This is a genomic window from Mycobacterium sp. SMC-16, from assembly GCF_046250085.1.
Classification (GTDB): Bacteria; Actinomycetota; Actinomycetes; order Mycobacteriales; family Mycobacteriaceae; genus Mycobacterium; species Mycobacterium phocaicum.
In genome coordinates this window covers 326,484-339,036 of sequence record NZ_CP176427.1, presented here as the reverse complement: position 1 = coordinate 339,036, position 12,553 = coordinate 326,484, and the positions used below count along the sequence as shown (strand labels likewise).

14 protein-coding genes and 1 pseudogene are annotated in these 12,553 nt (G+C 66.0%); 11 read left to right on the top strand and 4 right to left on the bottom strand.

What is annotated here, in order from left to right; genetic code table 11:
- Window positions 1–221: 221 nt before the first annotated feature.
- Complete coding sequence (locus tag ACJEIK_RS01515) at window positions 222–446, bottom strand: hypothetical protein (RefSeq protein WP_131808801.1); 225 nt, start codon at window positions 444–446, stop codon at window positions 222–224.
- Window positions 447–607: 161 nt separating this feature from the next.
- Window positions 608–1,393: pseudogene (locus tag ACJEIK_RS01510) on the bottom strand (L,D-transpeptidase); the annotation flags it as partial.
- 277 nt (window positions 1,394–1,670) lie between these two features.
- Between ACJEIK_RS01510 and ACJEIK_RS01505 the strand changes: the two are divergent.
- Window positions 1,671–2,729, top strand: coding sequence for a patatin-like phospholipase family protein (locus ACJEIK_RS01505; RefSeq protein WP_064859867.1), 1,059 nt, complete (start codon window positions 1,671–1,673; stop codon window positions 2,727–2,729).
- Window positions 2,730–2,743: 14 nt separating this feature from the next.
- Here ACJEIK_RS01505 and ACJEIK_RS01500 read toward each other — a convergent pair whose 3' ends face one another.
- Both ACJEIK_RS01500 and ACJEIK_RS01495 read right to left on the bottom strand, forming a co-directional pair.
- Window positions 2,744–3,148 carry a DUF732 domain-containing protein gene (locus tag ACJEIK_RS01500; RefSeq protein ID WP_162563373.1) on the bottom strand — a complete coding sequence of 135 codons (405 nt, stop codon included), beginning with the start codon at window positions 3,146–3,148 and terminating at the stop codon, window positions 2,744–2,746.
- A 176-nt stretch (window positions 3,149–3,324) separates the two neighbouring features.
- Window positions 3,325–3,903: a hypothetical protein gene (locus tag ACJEIK_RS01495; protein ID WP_061001471.1), complete on the bottom strand. Its 579-nt coding sequence runs from the start codon at window positions 3,901–3,903 to the stop codon at window positions 3,325–3,327.
- Between the two features lie 570 nt (window positions 3,904–4,473).
- Between ACJEIK_RS01495 and ACJEIK_RS01490 the strand changes: the two genes are divergently transcribed.
- The 10 genes from ACJEIK_RS01490 to ACJEIK_RS01445 all read left to right on the top strand — a co-directional run bounded on the left by ACJEIK_RS01490 (window position 4,474) and on the right by ACJEIK_RS01445 (window position 12,493).
- Window positions 4,474–5,463 (top strand): ABC transporter substrate-binding protein, encoded by a 990-nt coding sequence (locus ACJEIK_RS01490; RefSeq protein ID WP_064859866.1) that lies wholly within the window; start codon window positions 4,474–4,476, stop codon window positions 5,461–5,463.
- 28 nt (window positions 5,464–5,491) lie between these two features.
- Window positions 5,492–6,187 carry a queuosine precursor transporter gene (locus ACJEIK_RS01485; RefSeq protein ID WP_064859865.1) on the top strand — a complete coding sequence of 232 codons (696 nt, stop codon included), beginning with the start codon at window positions 5,492–5,494 and terminating at the stop codon, window positions 6,185–6,187.
- Window positions 6,188–6,261: 74 nt separating this feature from the next.
- Window positions 6,262–6,933 carry a 5-oxoprolinase subunit B family protein gene (locus ACJEIK_RS01480; protein WP_064859864.1) on the top strand — a complete coding sequence of 224 codons (672 nt, stop codon included), beginning with the start codon at window positions 6,262–6,264 and terminating at the stop codon, window positions 6,931–6,933.
- Between the two features lie 10 nt (window positions 6,934–6,943).
- Window positions 6,944–7,837, top strand: a complete 894-nt coding sequence (locus ACJEIK_RS01475) for a 5-oxoprolinase/urea amidolyase family protein (RefSeq protein ID WP_064859863.1) — start codon at window positions 6,944–6,946, stop codon at window positions 7,835–7,837.
- Between the two features lie 49 nt (window positions 7,838–7,886).
- Entirely contained in the window at window positions 7,887–8,453 is a 567-nt protein-coding gene (locus ACJEIK_RS01470; protein WP_409430913.1) for a GNAT family N-acetyltransferase, read from the top strand.
- Window positions 8,454–8,590: 137 nt separating this feature from the next.
- On the top strand, window positions 8,591–9,739 hold the full coding sequence (locus ACJEIK_RS01465) for a uroporphyrinogen-III synthase (RefSeq protein ID WP_293015107.1): 1,149 nt from the start codon (window positions 8,591–8,593) through the stop codon (window positions 9,737–9,739).
- A complete protein-coding gene (locus ACJEIK_RS01460) occupies window positions 9,736–10,419 on the top strand; it encodes a sirohydrochlorin chelatase (RefSeq protein WP_293015110.1) in 684 nt (227 codons plus the stop codon). Before ACJEIK_RS01465 ends, ACJEIK_RS01460 begins: the two co-directional genes overlap by 4 nt.
- Before the next feature lie 65 nt (window positions 10,420–10,484).
- Window positions 10,485–11,297: a hypothetical protein gene (locus tag ACJEIK_RS01455; RefSeq protein WP_409430912.1), complete on the top strand. Its 813-nt coding sequence runs from the start codon at window positions 10,485–10,487 to the stop codon at window positions 11,295–11,297.
- Between the two features lie 90 nt (window positions 11,298–11,387).
- On the top strand, window positions 11,388–11,981 hold the full coding sequence (locus ACJEIK_RS01450) for a Panacea domain-containing protein (RefSeq protein WP_061001462.1): 594 nt from the start codon (window positions 11,388–11,390) through the stop codon (window positions 11,979–11,981).
- 47 nt (window positions 11,982–12,028) lie between these two features.
- Entirely contained in the window at window positions 12,029–12,493 is a 465-nt protein-coding gene (locus tag ACJEIK_RS01445) for a GNAT family N-acetyltransferase (RefSeq protein WP_162563372.1), read from the top strand.
- Window positions 12,494–12,553: the final 60 nt, after the last annotated feature.

The following is a 12,553-nucleotide window of genomic DNA, read 5'->3' as shown; positions in this document are numbered from 1 at the left end:
TCACGATTGAACTCACGCACTCCGCGTCCACACATCGCGGGGGCGTACCGATTGTGGGCGCGACGCAGCACACGCGGCCCACCCGCCCCGTGGACGCAAAATGCCCGCCTCGGTGCGACGAGGTTGTCGCACCGAGGCGGGCACAAGCGTGAGTAGGGGTTGGAATGGCGGGGCCGGCCGAGCCCCTGGCAGCGCCGCGCGGGCGCTACCGGGCTACGGAGTCAGGCGCCGAAGCCGCGGCCCGTGGACCACGCGAACACCGCGTAGGCCGCCGAACCGGCCAGCTGGTGGATTTCGGCCTCCGTGCCACCGAGTTCGCGGATGCGGTCGGCGAAGGTCGACTCGATGATGCCCGAACACGTCGACAGCAACTCCATCAACGATGCGTCCGCCGCCGGCGGCTGTGCCGACTCGAACTGGTTCGGCAAATGCGCTACTGCTCCCACGACCACTCCTGACCTCAAACTGATATTTCCAGCTATCTAATTTTATCGGCTAAGTACCGGTCGTGACTAGGCCTTTTGCCGTGACACTGACCAGTGTACCTAATGCACTGTGGTGTGCGTCACATCGACGCGACCGAGATTCAAGATTGATCGCATCGTTATCACCATTGGTCCCACGGCACACTCCAGTCGCCGTTCTGCCACAACTGCAGGGGCTTGCCGCCGGTGTTCCGCACCTCGACCACGTCGCCCGGCACGGAGAAGTTGTAGAACCACTGCGCGTTGTCGTGGTTCAGGTTCAGGCAGCCGTGACTGGTGTTGGTGTTGCCCTGGGCCCACACCGTCGCGTCGAGCTGATGCAGGTACACGCCATCGGTACTGACGCGCACGGCGTACGGGATGGTCTCCTTGTACCCGAGGTGGTTGTTGATCGGCAGACCGTACGTCGACGAATCCATGACGACCGGATTGCTCTTGTCGAGCACGGTGTAAACCCCCGGTTGGGTCCAGAAGCTCAGCGTCTTGCCGTTGACGGTTTCGGTGCCGCCGCGCCCCATCGAGGTCGGCATCGTCTTCACCAGCGCGCCACCGTCGTACACGCTGACCTTCTTGGTCGCGTCGTCGGCGATCGACACATGGGAGGCGCCGATGGTGAACGTCGGGCCTCCGGCCACCGACACCACGGTGCCCGGTGCCCAGTACTGCGGCGGACGCCAGTGCGCGGTCGTGTTGTTCACCCAGTGCCAGGACCCGGTCACCGGCGGGTTCGCCGTCACCACCAGATCCCGCGCGGCGGCAGCCTCGTCGACCGGCGCGGCGAAGTGCGCGACGATCACCGTGCCGACGCCGTAGGTGGCGCCGTCACGGATGGGCGCCCCGGAGGTCATGGTGAACGAGACCGGCGGCGGCCCCGGCGGGGGCGCATCGTCGTCTGCGGATGCCACCGCGGTGGGGACGAGAAGGACCGTGGACATTGCTATTACCAGTGCGCGTGCCGCCAACATGCGGTCACAGTACCGATGCTCCATTCGTCACCCCCTCTCCGGTGAATCCTTCGATGTGCCAGCAACATTAGGGACGGGTACTGAGGGCGGCTTAGTCTGCGCCTAAGAATCGGCTGAGTGCGCCGGTAACGCGCGCCACACCGCCGCCAGGGCCGCACCGACCGTCACAATCCGTTGCGGTTCAATGCGAACCGTGGGCGTTCCCCTAGCATCGTCACCAATGGCGCACAGGCCCGACGACTCCCCCGCGGTCCCGGTCAAGACCGCCGATCTGGTGCTGTCGGGAGGCGGCGTCAAGGCCATCGGATTGGTCGGCTCCGTCGTCGCGCTCGGCGACGCGGGTTACCACGTCGGCCGGGTCTCCGGCACATCGGCCGGCTCCCTGGTGGGCGCCGTCATCGCCGCCGCGAACCGGCGTCAGCCGGCCGGATGCCAACTCAGTGGTGACCAGCTCCGGGAGCTGGCGATGTCCCTGCCCTACCGCACATTCCTGGATCCCGTTGGCACCACCCGAATCCCGGTGCTGGGCAAGTACTGGACCGCCTTCCACGGCCAGGGGATGTACCGGGGCGACGCCATTCACGACTGGGTCGACGGCGAGCTGCGGAACCTGGGCGTGCGTACCTTCGGCGATCTGGCGTTCGACGACCGCGAGCTGCCGCCGGAGCAGCGCTATCGCCTGGTCGTCACGGTCGCCGACATCACCCGCGGCACACTCGTCCGGCTGCCGTGGGACTACCGCCGGATGTACGGCCTCGACCCCGACGAGCAGTCCGTCGCGGACGCGGTCAGCGCGTCCATGGCCATCCCGTTCTTCTTCCGCCCCGTCACCATCACCAGCGCCTCGGGCACGACGTCGACGCTGATCGACGGCGGACTGCTGTCGAATTTCCCGATGTACTCGCTGGACCGCACCGACGGCAAGGTCCCGCGCTGGCCCAGCTTCGGCATCACCGTGACGGCCCAGCGACCGGCTCAGGGTGACGGCGACCCGAGCCCAGGGCTGGCGCCGGTGATCGATCTGCCCGGCGCTCCGCGCCTCCTGGAGAATCTCATCAACACCGCATTGCTCGGTCACGACCAGACTTATCTCCGACAGCCATCGGTCGCGGCGCGCACGATAGTGGTCGACGCGGCCGGCATCGGGTATCTGAATTTCGACATTTCCCAGGCCGATCGGAAGCGGCTTTATGACAACGGCTACGCCGCCGCAAACGAATTCCTGAATACCTGGGACTGGCCCGCTTACCTACACCGATTTCACGCGGGTTCAGCGTGAATTCAGGTGCCATGTCAATAGCGGGGGCGGGGCACTCCGTCCGCGCCGATGTTCAGGCCGGGGCACAGGTGCACCATCGCCATGTCCATCACAAAAGTGGCGGAGGCCTTGTTCACCTTCAGGGACTTGGAGATGTCGTTCACGGCATCGCCCGTCGGCTGACCGGCGTACACGAACATGTTGCAGGTCAAGCGCCCGGTCTTGAGCAGATCGGCATCGCTGCTCTGCATCCGGCCGTGCAGCTCGGTCAGATAGGCGAGCTCCGCGGCGTTGGCAGCGGCATTCGTCGGCACGCAGTCGAGCGGGTTGCCCCGTTCGGCGCACGCCGCCATCTGGCCCGTTCCGACATCAGCCGACGCGGGGGCAGAAATGCCTAGAACAGCCACCGCCAGAGCCGCCAACAACTGACCGGTGATCACACGCGCAGTCATCGCAACGACACCTCCCGACCGCCATATAAGACGCTTCCGTCAATTAATGCCCGGCACTGCCCCCGCAGTGTCCGTAACGGAATAGTAAAGATTGTTCGGGCATTGCGATAACCGAACGGGAAATGAAGCTTTAACGACCTATGGCCGTAATACCGGCGAAACGGTCAGACCGCGCTCGGGGCGACAATCTGCTCGGCGAGCTGGGGCACCAGCCCGGCGGCGACCATACCCAGTTCCCCCGACGGGTCGAGCGCGTCGGGCCACGGCCCCGAAAGCGCATCGAACTCCACTTGATGACGCCCCACCGCCCGCTCCACCGCGCGCAACGACACACTGCAGTCGCGGGCCCGACGGCCACACGCGCACTGCTGACCAGGGTGCTCGGCGCAGCCGGCCACATAACGATCGACGGCGGCGCGAAGCGTCGGATGGACAGGACGGGCCAACGCGATGCTGCGCACCTGGCCGCGGCGGCCGATCCAGCTGGCCACCACGTCTTCACCCATGTCGTCGAGGGCCTGGACGTACGCCTCCAACTCGGCCCGGGGCGTCGGGTCACCGGCGGCGGCAGGGCCGACGATTTCGATCACCGCGTGGCCCTGCCAGTCCATCGGCCGGAACCGCAATGTCCGTCGGCCGGACCGCATGACCTGACCGCCCGCGCTCACCATCGCGCCGTCCGGTTGGGCCGTGTCGAACAACCACCGCATACCGACGAGCAGTTCGGGGAGATGCCGAGTCACGACGCGCTCCGGCCGCTTCGGACCGAGCCCCTGACGTATCTCGGCCCGAGTATGTCGGCGCGGGGTGCGCAGTCCACTGGAATCCATCGTCATAGCAACCTCCCAGCAAATCCCTCTTGTCCGCCAAAGAACGACGTCCACCCCCATTAGAGCACGGGCGAAGGTGGCCGGACGATACGTCAAACGACTGACATTGGGCAGTTCTCGCTAATCTCATAGGCCTGCTCTTACGTACCGCCTGAAACGTCCGCCCCACGGGAAACGCGGGTAACACGTAAGCGTTTACCAGGCATTATTGACCATCACTACACGTAATTGCCCAGCACGACGCAATTGATCCCGTCGGTGACGCGCTGGCACTCAGCTAATAGTCCAAGAAAGTACATACCCAAGGTATGCTGCGCGTCGCCGATCATCTCACCACTCGCCCGCCACCGATATTTACGTTGTCGGCAAACCACGTCCGGGACACCGGCGCAAACGGCACCGCGTCACGGCGCACACGAGCACCGCCGCGTGCGTTTGCGTGTTGGCAGCGCCTTTCCCCGGGGCAGATGCGAGACTCACGACGTGCACCCGATCCGTTCGCGCCGCAGCTTCCTGGCACTGGCCGCCGGTGCGGCCGGCGCCGCGGTCGTCGCCGCGTGCTCCAAGCCGCCGGCCTCGGGCACCGTCGCCGGCGACGGGTCGGTCACGATCAATCACGCGTTCGGCTCCACACGGGTTCCGGCACCACCGAAGAGCGTGGTGTGCGCCGGCCTCACCGGGCAGGACGAACTCCTTGCCGTCGGCGTCGTGCCGATCGCCGTGACCGAATGGTTCGGAAACCAGCCATTCGCGGTGTGGCCGTGGGCCCAGCCTGCGCTGGGGCCGGCCCAGCCTGCCGTCCTGAACCTCAACGACGGCATCCAGGTGGACAAAATCTCCGCACTGAAGCCCGATCTCATCATCGCCACCAACGCCGGACTGGACGCCGACACCTACAAGAAGCTGTCGGCGATTGCCCCGACAATCGCCCAGTCCGGCCAGGACGCCTTCTTCGAACCCTGGAAAGAGCAGGCCACCGTCATCGGCCAGGCCGTCTTCAAGGCCGACGACATGAAGCGGCTCATCGACGGCGTCGATGCGAAGTTCACCGGCGCAGGCCAGGCCAACCCGAGACTCAACGGCCGAAAGATGTTGATCGTCAACGGTCTTCCGACCGCGGACGGCATCGAGATCACACCGGCGGGCTGGCGCACCGACTTCCTGACCGAGATGGGCATTTCGATCCCGGGCGGCCTGGATTCGTTCACCAAGGGGCAACACGCTTTCGTGCCCCGCGACCAGATCGCCACGGCGCTCCGCGACGCGGACGTACTGATCTGGACGCTCGATGCCGACGAACAGCGGCCCGCGGTGCTGGCCGACCCGACGGTCGCACAATTGAGCCAGGCCAAGGCCAACCGGATCGTCTTCCCCAACAAGGACCTGTCCGCGGCGATCACGTTCGCCTCGGTGCTGTCCTACCCCGCCGTGGCCGATCAGCTGCCGCCCTTGCTGACCGCGGCGCTGGCCTGAGGTTGCACTCGCTGCCCTGCCTGCCAAGATGTTCGACGTGACCGTCGCCGAGCGCCCCGAACAGCACGCCCGCTTCGCGCAGGTCGGATCGGCCTACTATCCGGTCCTGATCGCGGTGTTCACGGCGCTGGTGATCATCTCCAATGTCACCGCCACCAAGGGTGTGGCCTTCGGTCCGATCATCACCGACGGCGGCTTCATCGTCTTTCCGCTCACCTACATCATCGGCGATGTGCTGTCGGAGGTGTACGGCTTCAAGGCCGCGCGGCGCGCGATCTATCTCGGCTTCGCCATGAACATCCTTGCCGCCCTGACCTTCTGGGCGACGATCTATCTGCCGGCCGCCGACTTCTACCCGAACCAGGCGCACTTCGAGAACGTCGTGCACTCGTACACGCAGCTGATCATCGCCGGGCTCGCCGGCTTCATCGTGGGGCAGACCATCAACGCGTGGGTCGTGGTGGCCATCAAGGAGCGCACCAAGGAGAAGCACCTGTGGGCGCGGCTGGTGGGCTCGACGTTCGCCGGGCAACTCGGTGACACGCTGGTGTTCTGCGCCATCGCCGCCAACGCCATCGGCATCAGCACCGTCCACGACTTCGTCATCTACACCGGACAGGGCTGGCTGTACAAGACCGCCGTCGAGGTGATCTTCCTGCCGGTGACGTACCGGGTGATCAGCTACATCAAGCGCCATGAACCGACGTACGAATTTGCTGTCTGAGCGCTCGTTAAGGCTCTTCTGGCGAGTGCTTAAGGACGCGTTAATTAGCGGCTACCCGCGGGTAGGTTAGGGTGATGACGGTCACAGTTCAAGACGTTGACACGGCAACATCGCCAACGCTCGGCAGTATCCGCGACTACGGCGACCAGGCGCTGCTCCTGGAATTCAACAGCACCGCCGAGGTGCTGGCGTGGACCGACACGCTGCGCACCGCGGGTTTGCCCGGCGTGCTCGACATCGTCCCGGCGTCCCGGACCATTTTGATCAAGCTCGCCGCACCGCGATATCAGATTCCGACCGCACAGCGGCTGTCGAAGCTGCACCTCAAGGAGCTCGACAACTCCGAGGCCAGCGCCCCGCAGCAACCCGACGTGACCATCGACGTCGTGTACGACGGGATGGACCTCGAGGAAGTCGCCAAGCTGATCGGGCTGGCTCCCGACGAGGTTATCGCCGCCCACACCGGATCGCTGTGGCGCGTCGCGTTCGGCGGCTTCACGCCCGGATTCGCCTATCTGGTCGGTGGCGACGAGCGACTGCAGGTGCCGCGGCGCAGTGAACCGCGCACCCGGGTCCCGGCCGGCTCGGTCGCGCTGGCCGGAGAGTTCGCCGGCGTGTACCCGCGGGAGACCCCGGGCGGCTGGCAGTTGATCGGCCGCACCGACGCCACGCTGTGGGACCTCGAGCGGGAGCAGCCGGCGTTGCTGATTCCGGGTATGCACGTGCAATTCCGGGCGATCGGTTAGGAGCGCGACCATGACCGCAACACTCGAAATCCTGAAGACCGGCCCGCTCGCGCTGGTCGAGGATCTGGGCCGGCCCGGCCTGGCCCACATGGGCGTCAGCCGCTCGGGCGCCGCCGATCGCCGCTCGCACGCGCTGGCCAACCGGCTGGTGGCCAACCCGAACGATCGCGCCACCATCGAGGTGACGTTCGGCGGTTTCTCCGCCCGGGTCCACGGTGGCGGGAAAGAGGGCGTGGCGGTTGCCGTCACGGGCGCCGACGCCGACCCGTCTGCGAACGGAAAGCTCTTCGGCACCAACAGCATCCACTACGCCCATGACGGTGACGTCATCTCGCTGGGTGCACCCCACACCGGCATGCGCAGCTATGTGGCGGTCCGCGGCGGTTTCAAAGTGGACCGCGTGCTCGGATCCTGCAGCTACGACGTGATGTCCGCGATCGGCCCGCGGCCGCTGCAGGTCGGAGACATGCTGACCATCGGTGAGCACACCGCCGAGTTCCCTGAGCTGGATCAGGCGCCCGTGGCGGCCATCGCAGAGGACCTGTTGGAACTGCTGGTGGTCCCCGGTCCGCGTGACGACTGGTTCGTCGACCCCGATGCCCTGGTGCACACGGAGTGGATCGTCACCGATCGCAGCGACCGCGTCGGCATGCGGCTGAACGGGCGGCCACTGCAACACCGCTGGCCCGACCGTCAGCTGCCCAGCGAGGGCGCGACAAGGGGCGCAATTCAGGTGCCGCCCAACGGTTTACCGGTGATCCTCGGACCTGACCATCCGGTCACCGGTGGCTACCCGGTGATCGGTGTCGTCGCCGACCACGACATCGACAAGGTGGGGCAGATCCGGCCCGGACAGCACGTGCGCATGCACTGGTCCAGGCCGCGTCAACCGTTCGGCGCCTGAACCCGCACAGGCACCAGCGCGGGCTGCGCAATCCTGGTAGAACGAGGGGGTGCACCCCACGGATCTCACCCGCGTACACAACGTTCACACGGCGCGACTGGTCCACACCGCTGATCTCGATGCCGAGACCCGCGAGGGTGCGCGGCAGATGGTCATCGACGCCTACGACGGCGATTTCTCGGATGCCGACTGGGAGCACTCACTGGGTGGCATGCACGCGTTGATCTGCCGCCACGGCGCGATCATCGCGCACGGCGCCGTCGTGCAGCGCCGGCTCATGTACCGCAACACCGCACTGCGCTGCGGCTACGTGGAAGCCGTTGCGGTCCGCGAGGACTGGCGGGGCCAGGGGCTGGCCACGGCGGTCCTGGATGCCGTCGAGCAGGTGATCCGCGGTGCCTACGAGATCGGCGCGCTGAGTTCCTCGGATGCGGGACGCCCGATCTACACCGCGCGCGGCTGGTTGCCGTGGCGGGGTACGACGTCCGTGCTGGCGCCGGCCGGTCTCAATCGCACGCCCGAAGACGATCATTCGCTGTTCGTGCTGCCGGTCTCGGTGGAGGTCGACACCACCGCCGATATCACCTGCGACTGGCGTGAGGGCGACGTCTGGTGAGGGCTTGTGAGGTTTTGGATCGCAAATGCCCAGCTCAGCGCGGCATGTGACGCAAACGTCACCATTTCCGGGTTGGCGACACCGCTGAGCAATGGCTGGGTAACCAGCCGGAAACACGTTGTCCCTTCACTGAACGCATGAGTGATCCCGAACGGGCCCCGCTCACCGGATTTCGGGTGGCGGTGACCTCCGCACGACGTGCCGATGAGCTGTGCACCCTGCTGCGCCGCCGTGGCGCGACGGTGATTGCCGCCCCTGCCATCTCGATGGTGCCGCTGCCCGACGATGACGAGCTCCGCACCAATACCCAGGCGCTGCTCGAAGTGCCGCCCGACGTCCTGATCGCCACGACCGGCATCGGATTCCGCGGCTGGATGTCCGCCGCCGACGACTGGGGCGTATCGGGCGAGCTGACCGAGGCGCTCAGCCGCGCCCGCATCGTGTCGCGCGGCCCCAAGGCCACCGGCGCGCTGCGGGCAGCCGGCCTGCCCGAGGAGTGGTCACCCGACTCCGAGTCGTCGCGCGAGGTGCTGGGCTACCTGTTGCAGGGTGGCATTTCCGGCATGCGGATCGCCGTTCAGCTGCACGGTGCCACGGATGAGTGGGACCCGTTTCCCGAGTTTCTCGACGAACTGCGCCGCGCCGGCGCCGACGTCGTCCCGATCAGGGTTTACCGGTGGCAGCCGGTGCCGTCCGGCGGTGCTTTCGACTCACTGGTCAGCGATATCGCGGAGCGCCGGCTCGACGCCGTCAGCTTCACCTCGGCGCCCGCGGTGGCGGCGACCCTCATGCGCGCGACCGAACTCGGCATCAATGATCAAGTGCTGGAAGCGTTCCGGAGCCAGGTGCACGCCATGTGCGTCGGCCCGGTGACGGCGCGGCCGCTGGCTCGGCTGGGTGTGCCGACCTCCGCCCCCGAGCGCATGCGCCTGGGCGCGCTGGCTCGCCACATCGCCGACGAGCTGCCGGTGTTGCAGACCCGGAAGCTGCGGGCTGCCGGCCACGATCTCGAGATCCGGGGCACCTGCGTCGTGGTCGACGGTGTGGTCAAAGATCTGTCTCCGGCCGGGATGTCCATCGTGCGTGCGCTGGCGCTGCGGCCCGGCGCGGTGGTGTCACGGCAGGAACTGCTGGCCGCGCTGCCGGGTAGCGGTTCGGACACCCATGCCGTCGAGACAGCGGTGCTGCGCCTGCGAACCACCTTGGGCGACAAGGAGATCGTCGCGACAGTGGTGAAACGCGGCTACCGGCTCGCGGTCGACGACTACTCGGTGGGTGCGCTGTGAACCCCGTCCTGGTCGCGCACGGCACCCGCAAGGGTTCAGGTGTCGCGATGATCGGTGACCTGGCAGAGCAGGTCAGCCAGTTGCTGGACCGTCGCGTGCACACCGCGTTCGTGGACGTCCTCGGACCCACACCGGCCGAGGTGCTGTCGGGGCTGCCGCACGGCCCGGCCGTGGTCGTTCCGGCCTTCTTGTCGTCGGGGTACCACGTCCACCAGGACATCCCCGCCGGTATCGCCGAAAGCGGCCACCGGGATGTCACGGTGACACCGGCGCTCGGGCCCTCGACCGCAATGGTCCGCGTCCTTGCCGACCGGCTGATCGAATCGGGCTGGCGTCCATCGGATTCCGTGGTGCTGGCCGCTGCCGGGACCTCGGACCCGCGCGCCGCCGGCGACCTGCGCCGGACGTGCGCCATGCTGTCCGCGACGCTGGGCAGCCGTGTCGAGCTCGCGTTCGCGATCAGTGGCACGTACTGGGTGGGCGATGTCGTGGCCCGGTTGCGTCGGCGCGGTGCCGAGCGGGTGGCCGTGGCGTCGTACCTGTTGGCCGACGGCCTCTTTCAGGACCGGCTGTACACGTGCGGCGCCGACGTGGTGACCGACCCGCTGGGCCGGCACCCGGGCGTCGCAAAGCTGGTGGCGCACCGGTTCCGGACAGCCCGGTTGTCACTGGCTGCGTAGGTTTTCCGCCGAAACTCAACGGGTACCGCCCATTCGTGGGGGATATCGCGGCCCATACTGGAGACATGGCCAAGCGGACGGGCAACGACGTAGCGCTGGACACCTACCGGTTTCTCCGTGGCGGCATGGTGGTCATGGCCGTCCTGTTGGGCGCGGCGCTCGCCGTCGAGCGCGCGAACGCCACGTGCTGGCAGACCTCGATCAGCGCCTACTACTTCACCACCGCGCATGCCGTGTTCATCGGAGTGCTGTTCGCCATCGGTGCCATGCTCATCGTTTACCAGGGTGCCAGCGATACCGAGAACACCCTGCTCAACCTGGCCGGCGTGCTGGCCTTCGTGATCGCCGTCGTCCCCACGACGCGGCCCGTACTGCAGTGCGGCACAGCTGATCCCGTGGCCGTCACGACCGGATCGGCCGTGCTCTTCAACGCCTGGACGGTCGCGGTGGTGCTTGCCGGTTCACGCGCCGCGTCGTGGTTGTTGTTCCGGCCCAGCCCGGCCGGCACCATGCTGGGTGCCGCCGCGAAGTGGCTGCAGCGTGCGGTGCTCGGGACCGGCGTGGCGGTGCTGATCGTGGCGCCCGACTGGTTCCGGATCAACGCCCACAGCATCGCCGCGGCCGTCATGTTCGCCGCGATCGTGCTGACGGTGTTCAGCTCGGCGTTCGGCACCGCGCCGGCTTGTGGAAGTCGTTACCGTGGCGCATACCAGGCGATCTCACTGCTGATGGCCGCCACCTTGGTGACCGCCGTGGTGCTGCACCTGGTCCTCGACGGCTTCAATCATGCGGTGCTGATCGCGGAGATCGCGCTGATCTTCGAGTTCACGGCGTACTGGGTATTGCAGACCATCGAGGACAACAGCTGCTCGCGATGAGCGGCCGGCCGACACACGCATGAATAACCGGGAGCCGCTGTCAGAGCCGCTGAGTACAATCGATACGACGGCCGAGAAGGAGGTGCAGCCGTGGCCGATGCAATAGCGAAGCCAGAATTTTCATATGACCTGGACGCGACGCAAGTCGCGCGCTACATCCTCACGCTCGATGCCGCCCGACCCAAGCCCGACGTGACGCAACTTAAGCTCCAGAAATTGCTGTATCTGGCGCAGGCCAACTATCTGGCTTCAACCGGTCATCGGCTCTTTTCTGCGTCGGTGGAGGCTTTTGATAACGGGCCTGTGGTGTACCGAGTCTTAAAGGCATACTCAGCCTTCGCAGATTCTGTGATTGCTCCGGCCAGTACGGAGTGCAACTTCACCACCGTGCCGCGTGATGCGCGCGCGTTTCTCGACGCCGTGTGGGACCGGTACAAAGACTGGTCAAGCACCGAGCTCTGGAATCTGACACACTCCCAGCGTCCATGGATGGACCACTACGAGCCCGGCGCGTTCCGCAAGGCCATTCCAGACGAAGCGATGGCCGAATATTTCCGAGCCGAAGTTGCTGTCAATGAACGTGTCTTGCACCCCAATGTTGTGGTCATGAACCCAGCGATCCTTGACGAACTCGACAAGGATGAGGACGAGATCGTTGCGCGGGCGGTTGAAGCGCTGCGTTGACGACACCAGCATGGTCGCGCGTAGAGCTTCTAGCCGGACGCCACAACGTGTCGACGTTCACAACCGGTCTGCTTTCAGTTGACAAGTGGTTTGGCGCGAATGCCTTAGACGAGCAAAACGCCGGGCGAGTTCGTACCCACCTATGCGTCTCCGACAACGGGGATATTGTGGCGTTCTTCGCCCTCAAGCACATCATCGTCAGTCTCGAAGGAACTTCGTCGAGACTGCGCCAATCAGGGGATGCCAACGGCCAGGCAACAGGGCTATTGCTCGCCCAAATGGGTGTGCGCTCCAACCTCCAGGGGAATGGAGTCGGAAAGCAGGTAGTACAGCAGGTCTTTGACGTCGCAGCCACTGTTCACGCCCAGGCATCCTTCCAGCTCTTGGTCGTCGACGCGGAGAGCGAACGCCTCGTGCCGTACTACGAGCAATTCGGCTTTCGTCGGCTGCCAAACGATCGTCGCCTGGTGATGAAGATGTCCGCTGTGCACAAGCTCGTATCGACTTGCTGACGAATGTTGGCTTGTGTTCGAGAATCTCGCGAATCCTCGAACACAAGCCAACATTCGATA

Excerpts from the sequence above, each read along its gene's own strand:
- ACJEIK_RS01485 (WP_064859865.1), top strand. The coding sequence starts at position 5,492 with ATGTTCGACGTGACCGTCGCCGAGCGCCCCGAACAGCACGCCCGCTTC.
- ACJEIK_RS01505 (WP_064859867.1), top strand. The coding sequence starts at position 1,671 with ATGGCGCACAGGCCCGACGACTCCCCCGCGGTCCCGGTCAAGACCGCC.
- ACJEIK_RS01455 (WP_409430912.1), top strand. The coding sequence starts at position 10,485 with ATGGCCAAGCGGACGGGCAACGACGTAGCGCTGGACACCTACCGGTTT.
- ACJEIK_RS01465 (WP_293015107.1), top strand. The coding sequence starts at position 8,591 with ATGAGTGATCCCGAACGGGCCCCGCTCACCGGATTTCGGGTGGCGGTG.
- ACJEIK_RS01475 (WP_064859863.1), top strand. The coding sequence starts at position 6,944 with ATGACCGCAACACTCGAAATCCTGAAGACCGGCCCGCTCGCGCTGGTC.
- ACJEIK_RS01480 (WP_064859864.1), top strand. The coding sequence starts at position 6,262 with ATGACGGTCACAGTTCAAGACGTTGACACGGCAACATCGCCAACGCTC.